At 70.0% G+C, this 20,290-nt stretch carries 24 protein-coding genes; 18 read left to right on the top strand and 6 right to left on the bottom strand.

Going from position 1 to position 20,290, the window contains the following annotated elements:
• The first annotated feature begins 118 nt into the window (after positions 1-118).
• A complete protein-coding gene (locus tag GXW71_RS01950; RefSeq protein WP_211850706.1) occupies positions 119-1,303 on the top strand; it encodes an MFS transporter in 1,185 nt (394 codons plus the stop codon).
• 28 nt (positions 1,304-1,331) lie between these two features.
• On the top strand, positions 1,332-2,366 hold the full coding sequence (locus tag GXW71_RS01945; RefSeq protein WP_211850705.1) for an aldo/keto reductase: 1,035 nt from the start codon (positions 1,332-1,334) through the stop codon (positions 2,364-2,366).
• Between the two features lie 17 nt (positions 2,367-2,383).
• Here GXW71_RS01945 and GXW71_RS01940 read toward each other — a convergent pair whose 3' ends face one another.
• Entirely contained in the window at positions 2,384-3,001 is a 618-nt protein-coding gene (locus GXW71_RS01940) for a TetR/AcrR family transcriptional regulator (RefSeq protein ID WP_211850704.1), read from the bottom strand.
• 310 nt (positions 3,002-3,311) lie between these two features.
• On the opposite strand from GXW71_RS01940, the gene GXW71_RS01935 reads away from it, so the two are divergent.
• The 7 genes from GXW71_RS01935 (at position 3,312) to GXW71_RS01905 (ending at position 9,608) form a co-directional block, all read left to right on the top strand.
• Entirely contained in the window at positions 3,312-4,226 is a 915-nt protein-coding gene (locus GXW71_RS01935; protein ID WP_211850703.1) for an SDR family oxidoreductase, read from the top strand.
• 84 nt (positions 4,227-4,310) lie between these two features.
• Positions 4,311-4,775: a (2Fe-2S)-binding protein gene (locus GXW71_RS01930; protein WP_211850702.1), complete on the top strand. Its 465-nt coding sequence runs from the start codon at positions 4,311-4,313 to the stop codon at positions 4,773-4,775.
• Positions 4,776-4,785: 10 nt separating this feature from the next.
• Entirely contained in the window at positions 4,786-7,110 is a 2,325-nt protein-coding gene (locus GXW71_RS01925; RefSeq protein WP_211850701.1) for a xanthine dehydrogenase family protein molybdopterin-binding subunit, read from the top strand.
• 80 nt (positions 7,111-7,190) lie between these two features.
• Positions 7,191-7,781 (top strand): class I SAM-dependent methyltransferase, encoded by a 591-nt coding sequence (locus tag GXW71_RS01920; protein WP_211850700.1) that lies wholly within the window; start codon positions 7,191-7,193, stop codon positions 7,779-7,781.
• A complete protein-coding gene (locus tag GXW71_RS01915; protein ID WP_211850699.1) occupies positions 7,778-8,410 on the top strand; it encodes a class I SAM-dependent methyltransferase in 633 nt (210 codons plus the stop codon). The genes GXW71_RS01920 and GXW71_RS01915 overlap by 4 nt, the downstream gene beginning before the upstream one ends.
• Positions 8,411-8,443: 33 nt before the next feature.
• On the top strand, positions 8,444-9,076 hold the full coding sequence (locus tag GXW71_RS01910) for a DedA family protein (protein ID WP_211850698.1): 633 nt from the start codon (positions 8,444-8,446) through the stop codon (positions 9,074-9,076).
• Between the two features lie 19 nt (positions 9,077-9,095).
• Positions 9,096-9,608: a GNAT family N-acetyltransferase gene (locus GXW71_RS01905; RefSeq protein ID WP_211850697.1), complete on the top strand. Its 513-nt coding sequence runs from the start codon at positions 9,096-9,098 to the stop codon at positions 9,606-9,608.
• A gap of 39 nt (positions 9,609-9,647) precedes the next feature.
• Here GXW71_RS01905 and GXW71_RS01900 read toward each other — a convergent pair whose 3' ends face one another.
• Positions 9,648-10,337 (bottom strand): TetR/AcrR family transcriptional regulator, encoded by a 690-nt coding sequence (locus GXW71_RS01900; RefSeq protein WP_211850696.1) that lies wholly within the window; start codon positions 10,335-10,337, stop codon positions 9,648-9,650.
• Positions 10,338-10,521: 184 nt separating this feature from the next.
• On the opposite strand from GXW71_RS01900, the gene GXW71_RS01895 reads away from it, so the two are divergent.
• Genes GXW71_RS01895 through GXW71_RS01880 form a run of 4 tightly spaced genes read left to right on the top strand, consistent with a single transcriptional unit; the run spans position 10,522 to position 14,226 of the window.
• On the top strand, positions 10,522-11,511 hold the full coding sequence (locus tag GXW71_RS01895; protein WP_211850695.1) for a Bug family tripartite tricarboxylate transporter substrate binding protein: 990 nt from the start codon (positions 10,522-10,524) through the stop codon (positions 11,509-11,511).
• A gap of 32 nt (positions 11,512-11,543) precedes the next feature.
• Entirely contained in the window at positions 11,544-12,734 is a 1,191-nt protein-coding gene (locus GXW71_RS01890) for a M24 family metallopeptidase (protein ID WP_211850694.1), read from the top strand.
• A 2-nt stretch (positions 12,735-12,736) separates the two neighbouring features.
• Entirely contained in the window at positions 12,737-13,225 is a 489-nt protein-coding gene (locus tag GXW71_RS01885) for a GAF domain-containing protein (RefSeq protein ID WP_246526220.1), read from the top strand.
• A gap of 23 nt (positions 13,226-13,248) precedes the next feature.
• Positions 13,249-14,226, top strand: coding sequence for a Bug family tripartite tricarboxylate transporter substrate binding protein (locus tag GXW71_RS01880; RefSeq protein WP_211850692.1), 978 nt, complete (start codon positions 13,249-13,251; stop codon positions 14,224-14,226).
• Between the two features lie 6 nt (positions 14,227-14,232).
• Here the strand turns inward: GXW71_RS01880 and GXW71_RS01875 are convergent, their stop codons facing one another.
• Both GXW71_RS01875 and GXW71_RS01870 read right to left on the bottom strand, forming a co-directional pair.
• Positions 14,233-14,874, bottom strand: a complete 642-nt coding sequence (locus GXW71_RS01875; protein ID WP_211850691.1) for a LysE family translocator — start codon at positions 14,872-14,874, stop codon at positions 14,233-14,235.
• Positions 14,875-14,949: 75 nt separating this feature from the next.
• Entirely contained in the window at positions 14,950-16,242 is a 1,293-nt protein-coding gene (locus tag GXW71_RS01870) for an MFS transporter (RefSeq protein ID WP_211850690.1), read from the bottom strand.
• Between the two features lie 115 nt (positions 16,243-16,357).
• On the opposite strand from GXW71_RS01870, the gene GXW71_RS01865 reads away from it, so the two are divergent.
• The 3 genes from GXW71_RS01865 (at position 16,358) to GXW71_RS01855 (ending at position 17,606) form a co-directional block, all read left to right on the top strand.
• On the top strand, positions 16,358-16,957 hold the full coding sequence (locus tag GXW71_RS01865) for a bifunctional transcriptional activator/DNA repair enzyme AdaA (protein ID WP_211850689.1): 600 nt from the start codon (positions 16,358-16,360) through the stop codon (positions 16,955-16,957).
• 66 nt (positions 16,958-17,023) lie between these two features.
• Positions 17,024-17,323, top strand: coding sequence for a type II toxin-antitoxin system RelB/DinJ family antitoxin (locus tag GXW71_RS01860; RefSeq protein ID WP_211850688.1), 300 nt, complete (start codon positions 17,024-17,026; stop codon positions 17,321-17,323).
• Positions 17,310-17,606, top strand: coding sequence for a type II toxin-antitoxin system RelE/ParE family toxin (locus tag GXW71_RS01855; RefSeq protein WP_211850687.1), 297 nt, complete (start codon positions 17,310-17,312; stop codon positions 17,604-17,606). The genes GXW71_RS01860 and GXW71_RS01855 overlap by 14 nt, the downstream gene beginning before the upstream one ends.
• Here the strand turns inward: GXW71_RS01855 and folK are convergent.
• A complete protein-coding gene (folK, locus tag GXW71_RS01850; RefSeq protein WP_211850686.1) occupies positions 17,596-18,165 on the bottom strand; it encodes a 2-amino-4-hydroxy-6-hydroxymethyldihydropteridine diphosphokinase in 570 nt (189 codons plus the stop codon). The two genes, GXW71_RS01855 and folK, sit on opposite strands and share 11 nt — an antisense overlap.
• Positions 18,166-18,236: 71 nt before the next feature.
• Here folK and GXW71_RS01845 point away from each other — a divergent pair, with 71 nt between their 5' ends.
• The gene (locus tag GXW71_RS01845) at positions 18,237-18,860 is read left to right on the top strand and encodes a LabA-like NYN domain-containing protein (protein WP_211850685.1); all 624 of its coding nucleotides are present in this window, start codon (positions 18,237-18,239) and stop codon (positions 18,858-18,860) included.
• Positions 18,857-19,495 carry a uracil-DNA glycosylase gene (locus GXW71_RS01840; protein WP_211850684.1) on the top strand — a complete coding sequence of 213 codons (639 nt, stop codon included), beginning with the start codon at positions 18,857-18,859 and terminating at the stop codon, positions 19,493-19,495. Before GXW71_RS01845 ends, GXW71_RS01840 begins: the two co-directional genes overlap by 4 nt.
• Positions 19,496-19,501: 6 nt before the next feature.
• Here the strand turns inward: GXW71_RS01840 and GXW71_RS01835 are convergent, their stop codons facing one another.
• On the bottom strand, positions 19,502-20,203 hold the full coding sequence (locus GXW71_RS01835) for a hypothetical protein (RefSeq protein WP_211850683.1): 702 nt from the start codon (positions 20,201-20,203) through the stop codon (positions 19,502-19,504).
• Positions 20,204-20,290 lie beyond the last annotated feature (87 nt).

The following is a 20,290-nucleotide window of genomic DNA, read 5'->3' as shown; positions in this document are numbered from 1 at the left end:
CGCTCGAGCGGCTCCATTGATGCACTCAACTCACAAATGATGTTCTTACCAGGCGTCTAGCGCACCGGAAGCCCTGGGTCCATCTCGCACCGCAACACAGCCGCTCCGGGGAATCCTCATGCCTCTCGCCCTCTATGCGCTGACCGCGGGTGCCTTCGGCATCGGCGTCACCGAATTCGTCATCATGGGCCTGCTGATCGAGGTGGGCGCCGATCTCGGCGTCTCGACCAGCGCGGCCGGCCTGCTCATCTCGGGCTACGCCCTCGGCGTCGTCGCCGGCGCGCCGCTGCTCACCACCTTGACCGCCAACTGGCCGCGCAAGACGACGCTGCTGGTGCTGATGGGGATCTTCACCATCGGCAACCTCGCCTGCGCCCTGGCCCCGAGCTACGGGTTGCTGATGGGCGCCCGCGTGCTGACCGCCTTCGCGCACGGTACCTTCTTCGGCGTGGGCTCGGTGGTCGCGACCGGCCTGGTGGCGCCCGATCGCCGCGCTTCCGCGATCGCCATCATGTTCACCGGCCTCACCGTCGCGACCGTGCTCGGCGTGCCCTTCGGCACTTGGCTCGGCCAGCATCTCGGCTGGCGCGCCACCTTCTGGGCGGTGACGCTGGTCGGCGTCGTGGCGCTGGCGATCATCGCGCTCGCGGTCCCGCGCGACCGCGCGGCGCCCGAGGCGTCCGACTGGCGCGCCGATTTCCGCGCCATGGGCCGGCTGCCGGTGCTGCTGGGGTTGCTGACCACGGTGCTCGGCTTCGCCGGTGTCTTCACGGTCTTCACCTATATCGCGCCGATCCTGACCGGCATCACCGGCTTCGGCATCGACGCGGTCTCGCCGATCCTGCTGGTCTTCGGCGGCGGCCTCGTCATCGGCAACCTGCTCGGCGGCCGCGCCGCCGACCGGCGGCTGGTGCCGGCGCTGCTCGGCAGCTTCGCGGCACTCGCCGTCGTGCTGCTGCTGATGGCAGTCACCATCGAAAGTCGCATCGCCGCGGTGCTCTTCGTCGGCCTTCTCGGCGCCGCCGGCTTCGCGACGGTGCCGCCGCTGCAGCTCTGGGTGCTGGAGAAAGCCGAGGGCGCGGGGAAGAGCCTGGCGTCGAGCTTCAACATCGCCGCCTTCAACCTCGGCAACGCCCTCGGCGCCTGGGTGGGCGGCGTCGCGCTCGATACCGGCGGCCTGCATGCCGTCACCTGGGTCGCGGTCATCTTCCCGATCGCCGCCCTCGCCGTCGCCCTCCTCGCGCTGCGGTTGGAGCGGGCGCGGAGCGCGGCGGACGCCGGCCCACGCGCAGCCGAAGCCTGAATCCCCTCCGTCATCAGGACTGCACATCATGGAATACCGTCATCTCGGCGCCTCCGGCCTCAGGGTCCCGGCGCTCAGCTTCGGCGCCGGCACCTTCGGCGGCAGCGGGCCGCTGTTCGGCGCCTGGGGCACCACCGATGCAACGGAAGCCCGCCGCCTGGTCGATATCTGCCTCGACGCCGGCGTCTCTCTCTTCGACACCGCCGATGTCTATTCCAACGGCGCGTCGGAGACGGTGCTGGGCGAGGCGATCAAGGGCCGGCGCGACCAGGTGATCATCTCCACCAAGACGTCGCTGCCGATGGGCGACGGGCCGAACGATGCCGGCTCCTCCCGCCCGCGCCTGATCCGCGCGGTCGAGGATGCGCTGCGCCGCCTCGGCACCGATTACATCGACCTGCTGCAACTCCACGCCTTCGATGCCCGCACGCCGATCGAGGAGGTGCTGTCGACGCTGGATGCGCTGATCCGCGCCGGCAAGCTCCGCTACATCGGCGCGTCCAACTTCGCCGGCTGGCAGCTCATGAAGTCGCTGGCGCTGGCGGACCGGCATGGCTGGCCGCGCCATGTCGCGCATCAGGTCTACTATTCGCTCGTCGGGCGCGACTATGAGTGGGAGCTGATGCCGCTCGGCCTCGACCAGGGCGTCGGCGCGCTCGCCTGGAGCCCGCTGGGCTGGGGCCGCTTGACCGGCAAGATCCGCCGCGGTCAGCCGCTGCCGGAGGGCAGCCGGCTGCACGAGACGGCGACGCTCGGCCCTCCCGTGGATGACGCGAAGCTCTACGACATCATCGACGTGCTCGATGCGCTGGCCGAGGAGACCGGCCGGAGCGTGCCGCAGATCGCCATCAACTGGCTGCTGCGGCGCCCGACCGTCGCCTCGGTGATCATCGGCGCGCGCAACGAGGCGCAGCTCCGCCAGAATCTCGGCGCCGTCGGCTGGTCGCTGACGCAGGAGCAGGTCGCGCGGCTCGATGCGGCGAGCGCCGTCACCGCGCCCTACCCCTACTTTCCCTACTACCGGCAGGAGGGCTTCGCGCGGCTCAACCCGCCGGCGGTGTAGGCGGGCCACTCAGGACACTACGAGAGCACCTTCCATGCCGCCTCGAAGCCGACATCGCAATGCGCGCCGGCATTGGCGGGATCCCTTATCATGAAGTCGATCGTCGTATCCGCAATCGAGTTCACCAGCGCCGCGACGAATATGAGTGGAGCATTGCGCAGCGCGCCGCTTTGGCGGCTCCGCTCCAGCAGCGCCTCGATGCCGACCATGGCCTGGTGGCCGACTTTTCGGGTCTCCGGGGTGATATCGTCCGATACGTTCAGATGCGCGAGAACCCGGCGCTTTTCAGAGCAGGACATAGCCCAGCGGAGCCAATGGCGCCACACGTGGAGCATCTGGCTGCGGAGGTCGCTTTCGGTCGAAAGCCCTTCCAGGATGACGGCGCCCATCTCCTTCTTGATGTCCAGATAGAGCTGGTTCAGCAAGTCGGCCTTCGTCCCGAAGTAGGTGAAGAGTGAGCCGTTGGAGACGCCGGCTTCCTTGGCGATCGCCGCCGTCGCCGCACTCGGCCCCTCGGCGGCGATGACGCGGATCGCCGCCGCCAGGATTGCGCTTCGCCGTTCGTCGCTTCTCGGCCTCGCCATGCCGCTCGTCCTCACATTCCGTAACACATAAGAGAGTGTCTGGTCGCGCAATTAGACTTATAGGTCAGCCGTGGATCAGCCCTGCCGCCTACATCAGCCCAGGCCTATCCCGCCCATGCCGCAGCGTCACCCCGCCTTGCATGCTCGACGGACGCGGCGGCGTGCCGCGCGCGGTCTGCACCGTCGCAGCGCATTCCAACGTCCTCGGCTCCTTTGATGCCCAGCCAGGAAATTGGGTCCTTGAAGCGGGGCAATCCTGCTCCCTTATTGACTGACTAGTCACTCTTCTATATATTAAGTTTCGGCAAGGCGGCAGGAAGCCTCGCCCGGGCTGGCAAGGCGCCCCAGCAAGGACAGCGACATGGCAAAATGGACCACAGCCGACATTCCGCCCCAGCGAGGACGCTCCGTCGTCGTCACCGGCACGGGCGGCCTCGGCTTCGAGGATACCTTGGCCCTCGCCCGTGCCGGTGCGGAGGTGATCTTGGCCGGCCGGAACACCGCCAAGGGCACCGAGGCGATAGGCCTTATCCGCAAGGCTGTCCCCGACGCGAAGGTCAGCTTCGAGCAGCTGGACCTCGCGAACCTGGCGTCGATCGCCGTCTTCGGAGAGAGAATTCGGGCGAAGCGCACCAGTCTCGACGTGCTCATCAACAACGCCGCGGTGATGACGCCGCCGAAGCGGCAGGAAACCGCTGACGGTTTCGAACTGCAGTTCGGCACCAACTATCTCGGTCACTTCGCCTTGACGGCGCAGCTCCTCCCCCTGCTCCGGGAGGGCAGCAAGCCCCGCGTGGTGACGGTCTCCAGCCTCGCGGCGCGCAGTGCCAAAATCGACTTCGACGATCTCCAGGCGCAGCGCCGATACCAGCCGATGGCGGTCTATGGCCAATCGAAGCTCGCGCAACTCGTGTTCGCGCTCGAGCTTCAGCGCCGCAGCGACCGCGATGGCTGGGGGATCGCCAGCGCCGCCGCTCATCCCGGCATCTCGCGGACGGACCTTCTGCACAACGGCGCCGGTCGCTGGAGCGCTCCCGGCATGGCCCGCACATTCCTGTGGTTCCTGTTCCAGCCGGCCGATCAGGGCGCGCTCCCGACGCTGTTCGCCGCCACCTCACCCGAGGCGCGGGGCGGCACCTACTACGGCCCGGACAAGATGAGCGAGATGCGCGGGCATCCGGCGGAAGCGAAGGTGCCGCCGCTGGCCAAGGACGCCGCCGCGGCTGCGCGCCTTTGGCAGATCTCCGAGAGGCTGACCAAAGCCCGCTTCGAGTAACCAATCGCAGTCAGCGATCCCTCGGAATTTCGCCGCGGTTCTTTCCGACGGCGCATGAGCAGCAGCGAGACAGCAGAGGCCATCATGGTGTCCCTCACGGTCAACGGCTCTCCCGTGGATATCTCCGGGAAAGACGACAAGCCCCTCCTGTGGGTGTTGCGCGAAGATCTGGGCCTGCTTGGCCCCAAATACGGCTGCGGCGTCGCCCAATGCGGTGCCTGCCGCGTCCTGATCGACGGCGAGTCGACGCCCTCCTGCACGGTCGCTCTCGGCGCGATCGCCGGTGCATCGGTGGTGACGGTGGAAGGCCTCGCGCGTGCGGACGGCACGCTGTCCGTCGTGCAACAGGCCTGGCTCGACGAGCAGGTGCCGCAATGCGGCTTCTGCCAGCCGGGCTTCCTCATCGCCACCACGGCGCTGCTGGCGCACACGCCCCGGCCCACCGACGCGGAGATCGACGAGGCCATCACCAACATCTGCCGCTGCGGCACCCATCCGCGCATCCGTCGCGCCATCCATCGTGCCGCCGCGGCGCAGGCCCAGGGCTGAGGAGCCCGCCATGCCCCGCTTCCTCTCCCGCCGCGGCTTCCTCTTCACCGGCGCGGCCGTGGGCGGCACCGCCCTGGTCGCCGCCGTGGGTGGTGTCGGCTATCTCGCGACCGTCGACATGGACGGGCCTGACGGCTTCGTCGACGGCAATCGCGCGGTGCTCAACGCCTTTGTCGCCGTCCACGCCGACGGCCGCGTGGTGATCCAGGCACCGCGGACTGAGATGGGCCAGGGCATCCACACCGGGCTCGCCATGCTGGTGGCCGAGGAGCTGGACATCCCCTTCGACGACCTCATCAGCGTCGAGCACCCGGTCGAGCAACTGGCGGTCTACACCAACTACGCCGCGCCGCTGCGGACACGCCCAGAAGATGCGCATGGCCCCGTCATGTGGGCGGCCAAGCGTGCGCTGGGCCTGCTGCCCCTGATGAACACCGCTGGCTCCAGCTCGACGATGGGCCTGTGGTTCCCCATGCGCATCGCGGGTGCCGCGGCGCGCCACATGCTGGTCACGGCAGGCGCCGCGCGCCTGGGCGTGCCGGTTGGCGAACTCACCACCTCCGACGGCTTCGTCCACCACGGCGCCTCCCGTCGCAGCATCCCCTATGGCGCTCTCACACGCGATGCCGCCGCGGTGCCGCCGCCGCGCGAGCCCGTCCTCAGGCCGGCTTCCGCCTGGCGACTGATCGGCCGGTCGCAGCCCCGCGTCGACCTGCCCGGCAAGGTCAGGGGAGAGCCGGTGTTCGGCGCCGATGTGGTGCTGCCGAACATGCTGCACGCGGCGATCCGACAGGCACCTGTGTTCGGGGCGGGCGTTGCGCGCCTGGTCAATGCGGCCGAGGTCCGCGCCCAGCCGGGCGTCATCGACGTCGCCGTCATCGACGGGCGGAGCGTGGCGGTGGTCGCGGGCTCCTGGTGGCAGGCCGAGGCGGCGGCACAGCGTCTGGACGTCCAGTGGACGCGCACCGAAGCGGACGGGGTGACGAGCGCTGGCCTCGCCGCGTCGCTTCACGCCGCGCTCGACAGCGACGACCCGTATATCCATCTGGCGGAGGGCGATGTCGAAGCGGGTTTCCGGCCCGGCGCGGCGCGGGTGGTCGAAGCGACCTACACGGCCCCTTTCCTGGCCCATGCCTGCATGGAGCCGATGAACGCGACCGTCATCATCCATGGCGATGGCGCCGCCGAAGCCTGGTGTCCCTCGCAGTCGCCGCTGTTCATGCGCTGGGGCGTCAACAGGGGCGCCGGCCTGGCTAATGTCGATCCATCTTCCGTCACCTGCCACATCACCATGAATGGCGGTGCCTTCGGACGCCGGAGCGAAATGGACGTGGTTGTCCAGGCGGCCTTCCTGGCGGCGCGGCACCGGGGACGTCCCGTCAAGCTGATGTGGTCGCGGGAGGAGGATATCGGGCGCGGCGTGTTCCGCAGCCATGCCGCCGCCCGGCTGCGCGCGGCCCTCGGGCCGGACGGCCTGCCCATCGCCTATGATGCCCGCGTCGCCGCCCAGGCGATGCAGCAATCCGCAGCCAGCCGCAATCTCCCCTTCGGCAATGGCGGCAGCGCGCGCGGCGACCGGTTCACGCTCGAGGGGTTGGACAAGGCCCATTACAGCTTCCCGAACCGGCGCGTGCGCAGCCAGCATGTGCCAAGCCACATGCCGATCGGCGCCTGGCGCTCGAACGGCTTTTCCTTCAACACCTTCTTCGCCGAATCCTTCGTCGACGAATGCGCGGCCGCTGCGGGGGCGGACCCGGTGGCCTATCGGCGGGCACTGCTGCGCGACAGCCCCCGCCACCTCGCCGTGCTGAACCGCGTGGCGGCCTTGGCCGGGTGGGGCATGCCCATGCCGCCCGGGCGCGGACGCGGCATCGCCATCGAGGAAGCCTATGAGAGCGTGGTGGCCCAGGTCGCCGAGGTCACCGTGGCGGCCGATGGCGAGGTCACCGTCGACCGTGTGTTCTGCGCGATCGACGTCGGCATCGTCGTGAACCCCGATGCCGTGGCCGCGCAGATGGAAGGCGGCATCCTCTTCGGCGTCACCACGGCGCTGATGAGCGCCATCACCATCGAAGACGGCGCCGTGGTGGAATCGAACTTCCACGACTTCCCCATGCAGCGGCTTCGCAACGCGCCCGAGGTGGTGGTGGAGATGGTGCCGAGCGACCTGCCACCGGGCGGGGCCGGCGAGCCCGGCATCGTCCCGGTCGCCGCGGCCATCGCCAACGCGATCCACGCCGCCACCGGTCGTCGCCTGCGCTCGCTGCCGCTCGCGGTCACCGAGACCATCGGCGAGAGGCGCACCCGCAGCGTCCTGCGCGAGAACGCGGCATGAGTTCCGTCCCTGGCGCGCAGTTGCCGCGGTGCACCGGCGGCGTCCTCCTCCGGGCCCGGCCCAGTGCTCTGGACGACGACATGTTCGACTGGACCGGCCCCGCACTGGCGCGGGCGGTGGCGGCGCGGATCGATCCCGGCCGATCCGGGCCGGTGGTCGTGCTCTGGCCCGGCATCGGCGCCATGACGGCAGCGCTCGTGGAGCACGGGGTGATCCCCGCGCGCCTCGTGCTGATCGAGGCCGATCCCAGGCTTTGCGCGTCGCTGCGCAGGCGCTGGCCTGCCGCCCGGGTGGTGCAGACGGATGCCTATGCCGCGCCGGGCCTGCTGCGAAGGCTGCGGCAGCCCGCGGCTGCCATCGTCTCCGGCACGCCTCTGATGCTCCGTCCGGCACGACAGCGGCTGCGCCTGGTGCTGGGCTGCCTGCATGCCGCGTTGTCAGGCGCGCCCTTCGTCCAGATCGCCGGCATCCCGCGCTCTCCCATTCCGATGCCAAGGCGCGGGCTTCGGGCAAGGGCAGCGGGGCTGTTCTGGTGGAATCTCTGGCCGGCGCGGGTGTGGACCTACCGGCTCGCGCGCCATGGCGGCGCGATGGGCGCCGCGCCGAAGCCGGACGACAGGCTTCGACATGACGATGCCGATCACAACGATAGACCAGGGGCGGACCGATGAGCGACAGCACCTTCGCCGATGCATTCGGCTTCTTCCGGGCGTGGCTCGGCAATCCGCTGCGCGTTGCGGCGATGCTGCCGTCCGGGCGAGCCTTGTCGAGCCTCATCACCTCGGAGATCTCCGCGGAGACGGGGCCGGTCGTGGAGCTCGGGCCCGGCACCGGCGCCTTCACCCGCGCCCTGATTGCGCGGGGCGTGGCGCAGGAGAAGCTGGCGCTGATCGAGTACGGATCGGAATTCGCGGTCAAGCTGCACCACCGATTTCCGCGTGCCCGCACCCTCTGGATGGATGCCTCCCGGCTGAAGGGCGTCGAGCTCTTTGGCGGCACGCCGGCCGGTGCCGTCGTCAGCGGCCTGCCGGTGCTGTCGATGCCGCCGCGCAAGGTCATCGCCATCCTGGACGGCGCTTTCGCCAAGCTGCGGCCGGACGGCGCCTTCTACCAATTCACCTATGGCCCGACCTGTCCGATACCGCGTGCGCTGCTCGACCGGCTGGGACTGAAGGCGACCCATATCGGCCGGGCACTCGCCAATATCCCGCCCGCTGCGGTCTACCGCATCAGCCGGCGCCAGCCACGCCTGGCCGCAGGGCATCCGTTCCATCCGCGGACGGCGCCGGATCAGGCGTAGCGGCAAGCCGCTTTGAAAGGATGGGAGTGTCCCATGGACCCGCTCGGCGTCCTCATGACGTGCATCGCGGCATACGGCATCGCCGGCCTTTTCGCCCTTGGCCTGGCTGAGCGCTTCGTGCCGATCCTGCCCTCCTACGGTGTTCTCGTCGCCATCGGCATCGCCGCCGCCGACGGCGCCTGGCCGGTGGCATCCGCCGTTGCGGCAACGATGGGTGGCAGTGTTGCGGGGTGCCTGCTGCTCTATGGACTCACCATTGCCCTCAATGAAGACCGGAGCCATCGGCTGCTGACGACCGTCGGCCGCCTCGCCGGGATGTCGTCGAAGCGGGTCGACAGCGTGCTCGTCTCCTTCCGCGGCCACCAGCGGCTTCTGGTCTTTGGTTCGCAACTGGTCCCGACCGTCCGTTTGATCTCTCCGGTGATCGCCGGACTGTTCCGCGCCGACATGAGATCCTTCACCGCCGCGACGATGGCGGGGATCGCCGTCTGGAACATGCTCTTCATCGGCGTCGGACATGTCGCGGCATCCATCGCACCGAACGCCAATGCCTCAATCCTGGCCGTCCAGGTGCTGGTCCTCCTTCTCGCGACGGAGGTGATCCTTGCGCTCGCCTGGCAATGGCGCCGCCGCAAGCGTTCCGGGACCATGCGTAGCCGCGAGTAACGGCTGGCAGGAGAAGGTCATGCGGTCGGAGATTGCGACGGCAGCCGATGCCCGAGCCGTGGCGGAGCTCCTGGACAGCGCTGACTGGAGCCTGCCGCGCCGAGGAGGGATCGAAGCGGCGGAACCGCTTCCGGGCATGACGTCGGAGGAGGCCGCAGCCATGATCGGCAGGGCTTCGACAATCATCCTGGTGCGGAGGGCCGGCACCTTCCCGATGCTACTTGGCTGCATCGCCGTGGAGATGAACGATATGGGGGCCTGCACGATCTCGATGCTGGCCGTCGCGTCGGAGTTCCGGAGAACGGCGATCGGCCGCGCCCTGCTGGAAGATGCGGAGCAGTTCGCCGCCGACCGGAGCGCGACCCAGGCGAGGATAGTCGTCAGCAAATCGCGGCGTGATCTGGTCGCCTGGTATGAGCGTCGCGGCTATCGGCCAACCGGCAGGCGAGAGGCACATACCGCCGGCCTCGGCGGTGGCGACGCGGGGCTGCCCAGCGCCTTGCGGTTCATCGTGCTCGAAAAGCGCCTGTGATCGCGTGCGCCTCGGCGGCGGAGCATACCAGCCTGAGGTTCAGCGCGGCACCGGCTTCCGCGCGCGCCTCGAGGACTTCGCACCCGCGCCAGGCCGCTCCATCGCGATCAGCTTGTCCGCGATCTCGATCCAGGCTTCGAGGACGGCTTCGTTGACGTCGTCGCCGCGGTTGAAGCTCGCGTGGATCGCCATGCCGCGGAGCAGGCAGAGCGTCATGTACTGGAACTGCTCCTCCCGCCGCACATCGGGAAACCGCAGCAACTGGCGCCAGCGCAGGTTCCGATCGCCCACGATGGAATCGAGCACCTGCCGCAGCCGCTCGCCGAGCGCCTTGTCCACCCGCGCCGCCAGCATCAGCTCCAGCGCCGCGATGTAGCTCGGCTTGCCGAAGATCTCCCGCCACGCGAAGCGGAGATAGACGTCGAACGGCACGTCGCTGAGATCCTTGCCGCCGAAGGCGGCCAGCCGCGCCTCGTCCCAGATCTGCACCAGGTATTCCAGGACCCCCACCAGCATGTCGGCCTTGGTGGCGAAGTGATGCGTCTGCGCGCCGCGCGACACGCCGGCGCGCGCCGCGATCATCGGGGTGGTCAGTGAATCGTACCCGACCTCGCAGAGGGCATCGAGTGCCGCCTGGCAGAGCCGCCGCCGCATCTCCGCGGATCGGCGCGCCTGCTTGCCGATGGCCGCTTCGGGCCGCGTCGCCTGATCCATCGCCGTGCCTGTCATCGATCCCCACTTCTCCCGCGGATCGCACGACGCGAATACCCCGGGGCGGCGCGCAAGCCGCCGTGATCCGAGGCCCGGAATCGCATCTTGACCGAAAAATAAAAACAGGTCAGTCTGTTTTTTATTGAGCTTCCAGAATGTAGTGCCGCTCGCCAATCGCAGCCCCTGACAAGGAACCGCAGCCATGCAACGGCGTGACTTCGGCCGGCTCCTGCCCGTCGCCGCCATCACCGCGGCCCTCGGTGCGTCCTCTCCGGGCTTCGGGCAAGGCAGGCCGGGCTTCCCGAACCAGCCCATCCGGATGGTGGTGCCGCTCGCCGCCGGCACGCTGACCGATGTGGTCGCGCGGCTTCTGGCCGAGGCCATGGCGCGCGAGCTCGGCCAGCCCGTCATCATCGAGAACCGCGCCGGTGCCAACGGCAACCTCGCCGCCGCCTACCTGAAGCAGCAGCGCCCGGACGGCCACGCGGTCATGCTGGCCGGCGTCTCGATGTTCGCCTTCAACCCCTTCCTCTATGCCAGCCTCTCCTACGACCCGGTGCGGGACTTCACCTATGTCGCGCCGGTGGTCGACACGCCCTTCATGCTGGTCGCGAGCAAGCGCAGCGGCATCACCACGGTGGCGCAATTCCTCGAACGTGCCCGCGCCAGGCCGGGGGAGCTGACCTACGCCAGCGCCGGCAACGGCAATTCGACGCATCTCGCCATGGAGATGGTGGCCGAGGCCGCGGATATCCGCCTGACGCATGTGCCCTATAGCGCCGTCTCGCCCTTCAACAGCCTGATCGCGGGCGAGACCGACAGCATGCTCGGCGTGGTGGGGTCCCTGCTGCCGCATATCCGCAGCGGCACGATCGTGCCGCTCGCCGTGCTGCTCGACGCCCGCCTGCCGGACCTGCCCGATGTGCCGACGCTCCACGAGGCTGGCCTGCAGGCGCCGACCATGCCCGGCTGGTACGCGCTGGTCGGCCCCGCCGGCATGCCGGAGGAGCCGGTGCTGCGCCTGAACGCAGCGCTGCAGAAGACGCTGCGGGACCCGGCGGTGCGCCAGCGCCTGCGGGAGGTCTATCTCGACCCCATCGAGGGCTCCCCCGCGACCATCCGCCAGAGCTTCGAGCGCGACAGCGCGATCTGGGGCGCCTTCATCCGCCGGCGCGGCCTGCGCCTGGGCTGAACACCCCACCACAAGAAAGGGAACCCGCCGCCATGGCCTTTCTCGGCACCGCCGTTCGCGACCACCGCCTCGGCCTCATGCAGGCCCTGATGGACCGCGAAGGCTATGATGCCCTCGCCTTCACCCAGAGCGATTTCTTCCAGTTCGTGACCAACTTCCATACCGATGTGCAGCCCTGGGAACGGCCGATCGCCTGCATCGTGCCGCGCAACGGCGCGCCCTTCGTCATCCTGAACGAGCTCTCGACCAACCACTGGCGCTTCGGCGCCGAGGCCGGGAAGCTCTGGGTCGCGGACGCCGAATTCTACGCCGAGCATCCGCGCCTCGCCCGCCGCCTGCCGCTGGTAACGCAATGGCCGGAAATGGTGGCGGACCGGTTGCGCCGCGCCGGCCTGGCGCGCGCACGGATCGGCGCGGATGCCGCCGGCGGCATGCTGGCGCGCGCCGCAGCACTGCTGCCGCAGGCGAAGCTCGAGAATGCCACGGCCGGCTGCCGCGCGCTCCGCTGGGTGAAGCATGCGGAGGAGATCGCCCTGCTGCGCGAGATCGCCGCCCTCACCGACTGGGTGCAGGACCGCTACCGGGAAGCGATCCGCCCCGGCCGCCTGGTGCAGGAGATGGACATGGCGATGGCCGCCGCGATGGCCGAGGAATCCGCCCGCCGCTTCCCGGGCGAGCAGCTCGAGATCCTGCGCTGCTGGACGCTCTCGGGCCCGCCGAGCTGCGCGCCGCATGGCGATGGCCGCTCCTCCGGCCAGCGTATCGAGACCGGGCATGGCCTGGTCAACATCGTCATCCCCAGGCTGAACGGGCTGGTGGTGGAGAACGAGCGCACCTGGTTCTGCGGCAAGCCGAGCCCGCGCCAGGCCTTCCTGTTCGAGACGGCGCGCGCCGCGAACGAGGCGGCCTGCGAGGCCGCCATCACGGGCCAGCCGGTCTGCGCGATCGACGCCGCGGCACAGGCGGTGATCGAACGCGCCGGCTGCGCCGAGCTCATCCTGCACCGCACCGGGCATGGCATGGGCACGCTCGGCCATGAATTCCCCGAGGATATGGCCTTCAACACCCGCCCCCTGCTCGAGAACGAGGTCTATTCGGCGGAGCCGGGCCTCTATGAATGGGGCCTTGGCGGCTTCCGCCACGACGACACGGTGGTGGTGGGGGCGAAGCCGGAGGTGCTGACGCGCGCGCCGAAGAACCTCGCCGCGCAGACCGTGGCGTGAGCATGGAGGCGCTGAGCCGCGCGGCGGCCGGGCTCGCGGCGGCGGGCCAGCCCCATACCGGGCTGGCGGCGCTGGATGCGGCGCTGGCGGAGGCCGTCGGCCATCGCCTCTTCACCGTGCTGGTGCTGGACGCGACGCGCGGCGTCAGCCGCCGCGCCTATAGCAGCCGGCCGGAGGCCTATCCGATCCTCGGCGAGAAACCGCTGCGGCGCGAGACCGAGTTCCACCGCCTGGTGGTTGAGGAAGGGCGTCCGCGCTTCTGCCGCGACCGCGCGGACATCATCCGCGCCTTCCCGGATCACGCGCTGATCCTCTCGCTTGGCTGCGAGGGCGCGGTGAACCTGCCAATCCGCTGGGACGGGCAGACGCTCGGCGCCCTCAACCTGCTGCATGGCGCAGGCCATTACGACGAGGCCCAGATGCCCGTACTGTCTGTCTTCGCGGCAGTCGCCGTCGCGCCGGTGCTGCGCATCCTGGCCGACGCGCCATGACCTTCGCCAAGGAGCCTGATATCATGACGCTGTCCCGCCGTGGCCTCGGCGCCGCCGCGCTGTCCGGCCTCGCGGCGCCGGCCTTCGCGCAGGCGCCCTGGCCGAACGCCCAGCCGATCCGCCTCGTCGTGCCCTTCGCGCCTGGCGGTACCACCGACATCATCGCGCGCATCCTGAGTGCCGAGCTCTCCCGCCGGATCGGCCAGACGGTGCTGGTGGAGAACCGCCCGGGGGCGGGTGGCACCCTCGGCACCGGGCAGGTCGCGCGCGCCGCGCCGGATGGCTACACGCTGGTGCTCTCGCTTATCAGCGCCATGGTGGTCGGCAAGGTGCTGTACGGCGACCGCGCCGCCTGGAGCCCGGATCGGGATTTCGCCCAGGTCGCGATGGTCATGAGCACGCCCTACCTGATCCTGGTGCGCCCCGACCTGCCGATCCGCAGCCTGGCGGAGCTGGTGGCGGAAGCGCGGCGGCGACCGGACGGGCTGAGCTACGGCACCAGCGGCACCGGCGGCATGCCGCATCTCGTGATGGTCCGCTTCCTCCAGGCCGCCGGGATCCAGATGACGCATGTGCCCTATCGCGGCGCGGCGCCTGTCGTCACCGACATCGCGGCCGGCGTGCTGCCGATGATGGTCGACAGCCTGACGGCGGCGAGTGCCAATATCCGCAGCGGTGCGCTGCGCGCACTGGCTCATACCTGGCCCGAGCGCGTGCCCGCCTTCCCGGACATCCCGACCTTCCGCGAGGAGGGTTTTGCGGACCTGGTGGTGGATGGCTGGTCCGGCATCGCGGCCCCGACCGGGACGCCGCGCCCGATCCTCGAGCGCTTGGCGCAGGCTGTCAGGGAGACGCTGGCGACGCCCGAGGTGCAGCGCCGCTATGCCGAGACGGCGACCGCGCCCGGACGCCTCTTCCTCGACGACGCGCAGCGCTTCGTGCGGGAGGAGATCGCGACCTGGACGCCGATCATCCGCGCCTCCGGCGCGACCGTGGACTGACGCGCGTCAGGGCCTCCGGGTTCCGACCGCATCGAGCAGGAGGCGAAGGCCGAGTGCCGTCATCACACCCCCGGCGAGCCGGTCGATCCAGAGCTTGCCGCGCAGGTAGAGCGCGCGGGGATGGCGGGCCGAGAAGGCCAGCGCGACGATCGCGTACCAGGCCGTCTCGATCGCGAAGACCAGCGGCGGCAAGGCCGAGACCAGCCAGGTGGGTGGCGAGGCCGGGAGCATGGCGGCGAAGACGCTGCCATAGATGATCGCCGCCTTCGGATTGCTGAGCTGGGTCAGCAATCCGAAGGAGAAGGAGCGGAACAACGAGGCGCCCTGCGGCGCATCGGCTTGCGCCGGCGCCAGCGGGTCCCCGGCGCCGCGCCAGATCCGGATGCCGAGCCAGGCAAGATAGAGCCCGCCGGCGATCTTCAGCGAGAGGTGGAGCCATTCCACCTGGCTCAGCAGCGCCGCGAGGCCGAGCAGCGCGAGGCCCGCGAAGATGGTGCCGCCGATGCCCATGCCGAGCGCCGCCGCCAGCCCGTGCAGGCGGGAGCGGGTGACGGCGATGCGGGAGACCAGGACGAAGCTCGGGCCCGGGCTGATCACGCCGACCAGCAAGGCGCCGAGGATGGCGAAAAGGGCTGCGGCGGCGGACATGGCGATCTCCTCTAGGCCGCAAGACTGCCAGGGTATTCGATATCGGGGAACCGCTCCGCTCCAGGCAAGCGCCAGTCACGCCCTGGTCCGCCGCGCGGCCAGCACCACCGCGGCCGCGGCCACCTGCACCAGTGCCGCGGCGAGCATGGAGGTCGTGTTCCCGCCGGCCAGGTCCCGGAGTGCGCCGAAGACAGCGGGCGCGAAGGCGAACGCCGCCTGGTTGACCGCGGTCACCAGCGCGACGACGCGCGCCACATCGGCCCGCGCGAATTCCGTCTGCGCGATCAGCGGCGGCAGCGAGACGAGATTGCCGACGCCGAGGCCGAAGAAGACGCAGCCCGCGAGCAGCAGCGGCACCGAAGTCCCGCCCGAGGCGAGCAGCATCAGGCTGCCCGCGATCTGCACCGCGAAATTCAGCGCGGCGGCGATGCGGCGATCCGCACCCGCGGGCAGCATGGCGCCGAGCAGCAGGCGCCCAAGCACCGCACAGCCGGTGAAGAGGCTCATCGCGGCGCCGGCGCCTGCTTCGCCCATCGCCGGAACCAGCAATGAGAAGAGATGCGCGATCAGGCCGATCTGCGCGAAGAGGCCGAGCGCGAAACCGATCGAGAGCGTGGCGAAGCGCCGGTCCCGCCAGGCCGCATTATCAGCCGCCAGGGATCGCCGCCCTTCCTCCCCGTCCTTCGCCGCAGCCCCCGCCGCGCCCGCCTCTTCGCCATCCGGCCGCAGCCCGAGCGCCTCCGGCGTCCGCTGGAAATAGCGACCGGCGAGCCACCAGAGGCAGAGCGCCATCGCGGCGCCGATGATCGCCGCCGCGGCGGCGAAGCCGAGGCCCGCGATCAGCATCGCCCAGAGCGGCGAGAAGACCACGCCGCCGATGCTCGCGCCGTTATAGGCCATGGAAAGCGCGGCGGGCCGCCGGCGCTCGAACCACGGTGCGACCATGGCGTTGATCGCGGCGGTGCTGGTCGCCGCCCAGCCCGCGCCACTGATGAGCGCTGCCGGGAAGAGCAGCCAGGGCACCGGCGCCAACGCCCAGGCGAGCGCACCGAGCCCGGCCGCGATGCCGCCGGCCCGCGTCACCGCCACCAGGCCGAAGCGGCGATGCAGTGCCGGCAGGCGGGCGACGATGAGGGCGCTGAGCAGGAAATGGCAGGTGATGGCGGCCGAGATCAGCCAGACCGGCCAGCCACGCTCCGCATGCAGCGCATGCAGGAAGACCGAGGGACCGTAGAAGCCGACGCCCCAGGCGAAGACCGCGACGATGAAGGCAGCCCCCACCACCCGCCAGCCGAAGAAGGGACCGGGGCGCGGCGCGGCGGGCCGCAGCGCGCCCGCCCTGCCCTGATCATTGGGCGCATCTCCCATGCCGAACGCCTCATTCGCGGTGATCGCAGGGGACGAGTAGCCTTGACGGCCGCCCGCGGCTCGCCGGAATCGGACTCCGTCCCCGGCATGCCCCGCGACGCGACAGGGGGGAGCAATGCTGGACTTCACCGAATGCGACCGGGCGAGGCTCGCGCGGGACGCCAGCTATGACGGGCGCTTCTTCACGGGGGTGCGCACCACCCGCATCTATTGCCGCCCGGTCTGCCCGGCGCGGCCGGCACGGTCGGAGAATGTCACCTATTTCCTTTCCGCCGCCGCGGCGGAGGCGGACGGCTTCCGCCCCTGCCTGCGCTGCCGGCCGGAGACCGCGCCCTTCTCCCCGGCCTGGAACGGCTCCCGCACCACGGCCGAGCGCGCGCTGCGGCTGATCGCCGAAGGCGCGCTCGACCACGACGGCGCCTCGGTGGAGGCGCTGGCCGCCCGCGTCGGCATCGGCGCGCGGCACCTCAGCCGCCTTTTCGCGCGGCATGTCGGCGCCAGCCCGATGCAGGTCCTTCGCACCTCCCGCGTGCAGCGCGCGAAGCGCCTGCTCGACGGCACCGACCTGACGATGACCGAGGTCGCGATGCGCGCGGGCTTCGGCAGCCTGCGCCGCTTCAACGCCGTCTTCGCCGAGGTCTACCGCCTGCCGCCGAGCGCGATCCGCCGGCGGATGGAGGTCAGCCCCAGCCGAAGCCCGGCCCAAGGACCTTGAACAAGGGCTGAGCGGCTGTATCTCAAATGCGATATAGACGCCAGGAGCCGTAAGGAGAACCGGTCGATGGTCGCACACACCTCGATGCTCCACATCCGCGTGGACGACAAGCTGAAGGCGGATGCGGCGCAGACGCTCGCGAATTTCGGCCTGACCCTCTCGGATGCCGTGCGCATTCTCCTGACCCGCATTGCCAAGGAGGGCGCGCTGCCGGTCGGCCTGACGGCCGACCCGGAAGCCTATGATGCCTGGTTCCGGGCCAAGGTCCATGAGGCGCTGGCGGACGCGCGCCCAGCCGTCCCGCACCGGCAGGTCATGGACGAGGCTCAGGCGATCATCGACCGCAAGCGTCGTGCCCGCTCTTGAGTGGCGGGAGACCGCCCGTGCGGACCTGCTGGCGATCGTCGATTACGTCTCGGACGACAATCCGGATGCCGCCCAGCGCCTGAAGGACGACATCGAGGTCAAGGTCGCGCGGTTGTCGGAGCACCCGCGGCTCTACCGGAGTGATCGCATCGCCGGCACGCGGGAAATGGTCGTCCGATCGAATTATGTGGTGGTCTACGCCGAGGATGCTCACGCCGTGACGATTCTTCGCGTGCTGCATGGTGCGCAGCAATGGCCGCCGGTCCCGGGCCCTAACTCCTGACACCGGCATCCTGGCGACGCTCGCCCGCCAGCGGCCGAATCGCCTGCCCCGCCACATCAGCGATCAGCGCCTCCACCGGCACGCCGAGCCTCGGATGCACCCAGCCCGGCGCCACCTCGGCCAGCGGCCGCAGCACGAAGGCGCGCAGATGCGCGCGCGGATGCGGCAGCAGCAGCCCGGGTCCGTCGCGGAGCACCCCCGCGGCGTCGATCAGGTCGAGATCGAGCGTGCGCGGCGCGTTCGGAAAGGGCCGCACCCGGCCGAAGCGATCCTCGATGCCGTGCAGCCCCGCCAGCACCGCCTCCGGCGCGGCGCTGCCTTCCAGCCGCGCGACTCCGTTGACGAAGGAGGGCGCGCCGGGAATGGGCGGGATCGGATCGCTTTCCCACCATCGTGACAGCGCCGTGCGCCGCAGCCCGCAGAGCCCGTCCAGCAGCGCCGCGGCGCGCGCGCAGGTCTCGATCGCCGTCGATCCGTCCGGCCCCGGCAGGTTGGCGCCGATCGCCACCAGGAAGACGCCGGTTGCGTCCGCTGGCCCGGCCCCTATGGTGCCTGTCATTGATCCGCCACTCATAAGTCACCGCCCATCGTCGCCGTGCGTTCCAACACCTCATTCCAACAAGGCATTCCATGTCCGAATACACCCCGGAGCGCACCGCGCTCTTCATCGACGGCGCCAACCTGTTCTCGGCCTCCCGCCTGCTCGGCTTCGACATCGACTACCGCGCGCTGCTCGCGCATGTGCGCGGCCAGTGCAAGCTGATCCGCGCCTATTACTACACGGCGCTGCTCGATACCGATGAACACAACCCGATCCGCCCGCTGGTCGATTGGCTCGCCTACAATGGCTATGCCGTCGTCACCAAGCCGGCACGGGAATTCACCGACGGCAACGGCCATCGCCGCATCAAGGGCAATTGCGACATCGAGCTCGCGGTCGACATGCTGGAGCTGGCGCCGCATATCGAGCATGCCGTGCTGTTCTCCGGCGACGGCGACTTCCGCCGCGTGGTGGAAGCGGTGCAGGCCCGTGGCGTGAAGGTCACCGTCGTCTCGACGCTCCGCGTGCAGCCGCCCATGGTCTCGGACGATCTCCGCCGCCAGGCCGACGCCTTCCTCGACCTCGCCGACCTCGCACCCGAGATCACCCGCCGCCAGACCGAGCCCCGCATGCGCGGCCCGGCGCCCGCGCGCCCGGCCGCACCGCGCGCGACACCGGCCGAGCCCTTCGCCGAGGACCCGGTCATCGAATGAGCCCAGCTCTCGAGCCGCCGCGCGACTGCCCGCTCTGTCCGCGTCTGGTGGCCTATCGGGACGCCAACCGGGCGGCCAATCCCGGCTGGCACAACGCCCCGGTGCCCTGCTGGGGCGAGCGCGAGGCACCGATCCTGATCCTCGGCCTTGCCCCCGGCGTGCGCGGCGCCAACCGCACCGGCCGGCCCTTCACCGGCGACTTCGCGGGCAAGCTGCTCTACGCGACCTTGCTGCAATACGGCCTCGCCGCCGGCGAGTACGCGGAGCGCCCGGATGACGGCATGCGCCTGACCGGCGTGCGCATCGCCAATGCGGTCCGCTGCGTGCCGCCGGAGAACCTGCCGACGCCGGCCGAGATCCGCACCTGCAATGCCTTCCTGAAGGCCGAGCTTGCGGCGATGCCCAATCTCCGCGCCGTGCTGGCACTCGGCACCGTCGCGCACAACGCGCTGCTGCGCAGCCTCGGCATTCCCGTCGCCCGGCACGCCTTCGCGCATGGCGCCCAGCACGCATTACCGAACGGGCTCATCCTCGCCGACAGCTACCATGTCAGCCGCTACAACACCTCGACCCGCCGCCTGACGCCGGCGATGTTCGAGGCGGCGGTCGCAGCCCTGCTCGCGCGGCTGTGCTGAGCTGCTCTAGCGCCGCCCGCGGGTCGCTGGCGGCACGTCCGAGAGCTTGATGACCTCCAGCGTGTCGAGCGTCAGCGCCGTCGCCTTGCCGGTCCGGCCCGAGAGATAGGTGGCGAACTGATCGGCCCAGGCCTTCAGAAAGGTCTTCATCGGCCCCTTCTTCAGCTCCACGGTGAATTCGCCGAAATTCGGGTCGAAGATCAGCACTTGCTTGGAGGTGAAGATCCGGCCCCGGGTCGAGGTGTAGCTGGCGCAGACATGGTTGGTGTTGAGGCCACCCAAGTGGCACATGACGATGGCGTATTTGTTGTTCGGGTCGAGGCCGTTCAGGAAAATCGCCGGATCCCTCACCGGATTCTGGCATTTGAAAGACGTGCCGTTGACGGGCAATTCCAGACCGACTGTCACCCGGCCGGCATAGGTGCCCTGGGCACAATCGTTGAAGCCATCCGTCGCCTCGCTGGCCTCGGACCAGGCCTCGGCCTTCTCCAGCGCCGCCAGGCGGTCCTTGGGCGCCTCGTTCGGATCTTGCACATGCCGGCGCAACCAGCAGAGCGACAGGCCCGGGCAGGCGCCCACCTTCAGTCTGGGGTCGTCGCGATACTTGGTCAGCAGGATGCCCCGCTGTTCGAATACGCCGGTCTGGAAGGCCTTGAGCGCCGGCAGGAGCGGCCAGTCGTGATAACCTCTACTCGTCGCGCCGGACATGCGCCCACTTTCGTCAAATGTTGCGACCGCAAGATCATTCCGCGCCGCTGAGCAAAGCCTTAAGGCGTCTGGCCTTGCGGGCGGGGG

The organism is Plastoroseomonas hellenica, assembly GCF_018129085.1.
Classification (GTDB): Bacteria; Pseudomonadota; Alphaproteobacteria; order Acetobacterales; family Acetobacteraceae; genus Plastoroseomonas; species Plastoroseomonas hellenica.
The sequence above is the reverse complement of the archived record's forward strand: the minus strand, read 5'-3'. Positions and strand labels throughout refer to the sequence as shown.

What these genes read in the sequence shown, in the direction of transcription:
- GXW71_RS01875 (WP_211850691.1), bottom strand. Translation starts at nt 14,874, where the DNA reads ATGTCCGCCGCCGCAGCCCTTTTCGCCATCCTCGGCGCCTTGCTGGTC.
- GXW71_RS01845 (WP_211850685.1), top strand. Translation starts at nt 18,237, where the DNA reads ATGTCCGAATACACCCCGGAGCGCACCGCGCTCTTCATCGACGGCGCC.
- GXW71_RS01860 (WP_211850688.1), top strand. Translation starts at nt 17,024, where the DNA reads ATGGTCGCACACACCTCGATGCTCCACATCCGCGTGGACGACAAGCTG.
- GXW71_RS01920 (WP_211850700.1), top strand. Translation starts at nt 7,191, where the DNA reads ATGTTCGACTGGACCGGCCCCGCACTGGCGCGGGCGGTGGCGGCGCGG.
- GXW71_RS01950 (WP_211850706.1), top strand. Translation starts at nt 119, where the DNA reads ATGCCTCTCGCCCTCTATGCGCTGACCGCGGGTGCCTTCGGCATCGGC.
- GXW71_RS01835 (WP_211850683.1), bottom strand. Translation starts at nt 20,203, where the DNA reads ATGTCCGGCGCGACGAGTAGAGGTTATCACGACTGGCCGCTCCTGCCG.
- GXW71_RS01895 (WP_211850695.1), top strand. Translation starts at nt 10,522, where the DNA reads ATGCAACGGCGTGACTTCGGCCGGCTCCTGCCCGTCGCCGCCATCACC.
- GXW71_RS01930 (WP_211850702.1), top strand. Translation starts at nt 4,311, where the DNA reads ATGGTGTCCCTCACGGTCAACGGCTCTCCCGTGGATATCTCCGGGAAA.
- GXW71_RS01910 (WP_211850698.1), top strand. Translation starts at nt 8,444, where the DNA reads ATGGACCCGCTCGGCGTCCTCATGACGTGCATCGCGGCATACGGCATC.
- GXW71_RS01840 (WP_211850684.1), top strand. Translation starts at nt 18,857, where the DNA reads ATGAGCCCAGCTCTCGAGCCGCCGCGCGACTGCCCGCTCTGTCCGCGT.
- GXW71_RS01885 (WP_246526220.1), top strand. Translation starts at nt 12,737, where the DNA reads ATGGAGGCGCTGAGCCGCGCGGCGGCCGGGCTCGCGGCGGCGGGCCAG.
- GXW71_RS01935 (WP_211850703.1), top strand. Translation starts at nt 3,312, where the DNA reads ATGGCAAAATGGACCACAGCCGACATTCCGCCCCAGCGAGGACGCTCC.
- GXW71_RS01915 (WP_211850699.1), top strand. Translation starts at nt 7,778, where the DNA reads ATGAGCGACAGCACCTTCGCCGATGCATTCGGCTTCTTCCGGGCGTGG.
- GXW71_RS01905 (WP_211850697.1), top strand. Translation starts at nt 9,096, where the DNA reads ATGCGGTCGGAGATTGCGACGGCAGCCGATGCCCGAGCCGTGGCGGAG.
- GXW71_RS01900 (WP_211850696.1), bottom strand. Translation starts at nt 10,337, where the DNA reads ATGACAGGCACGGCGATGGATCAGGCGACGCGGCCCGAAGCGGCCATC.
- GXW71_RS01890 (WP_211850694.1), top strand. Translation starts at nt 11,544, where the DNA reads ATGGCCTTTCTCGGCACCGCCGTTCGCGACCACCGCCTCGGCCTCATG.
- GXW71_RS01880 (WP_211850692.1), top strand. Translation starts at nt 13,249, where the DNA reads ATGACGCTGTCCCGCCGTGGCCTCGGCGCCGCCGCGCTGTCCGGCCTC.
- GXW71_RS01865 (WP_211850689.1), top strand. Translation starts at nt 16,358, where the DNA reads ATGCTGGACTTCACCGAATGCGACCGGGCGAGGCTCGCGCGGGACGCC.
- GXW71_RS01870 (WP_211850690.1), bottom strand. Translation starts at nt 16,242, where the DNA reads ATGGGAGATGCGCCCAATGATCAGGGCAGGGCGGGCGCGCTGCGGCCC.
- GXW71_RS01945 (WP_211850705.1), top strand. Translation starts at nt 1,332, where the DNA reads ATGGAATACCGTCATCTCGGCGCCTCCGGCCTCAGGGTCCCGGCGCTC.
- folK (WP_211850686.1), bottom strand. Translation starts at nt 18,165, where the DNA reads ATGACAGGCACCATAGGGGCCGGGCCAGCGGACGCAACCGGCGTCTTC.
- GXW71_RS01925 (WP_211850701.1), top strand. Translation starts at nt 4,786, where the DNA reads ATGCCCCGCTTCCTCTCCCGCCGCGGCTTCCTCTTCACCGGCGCGGCC.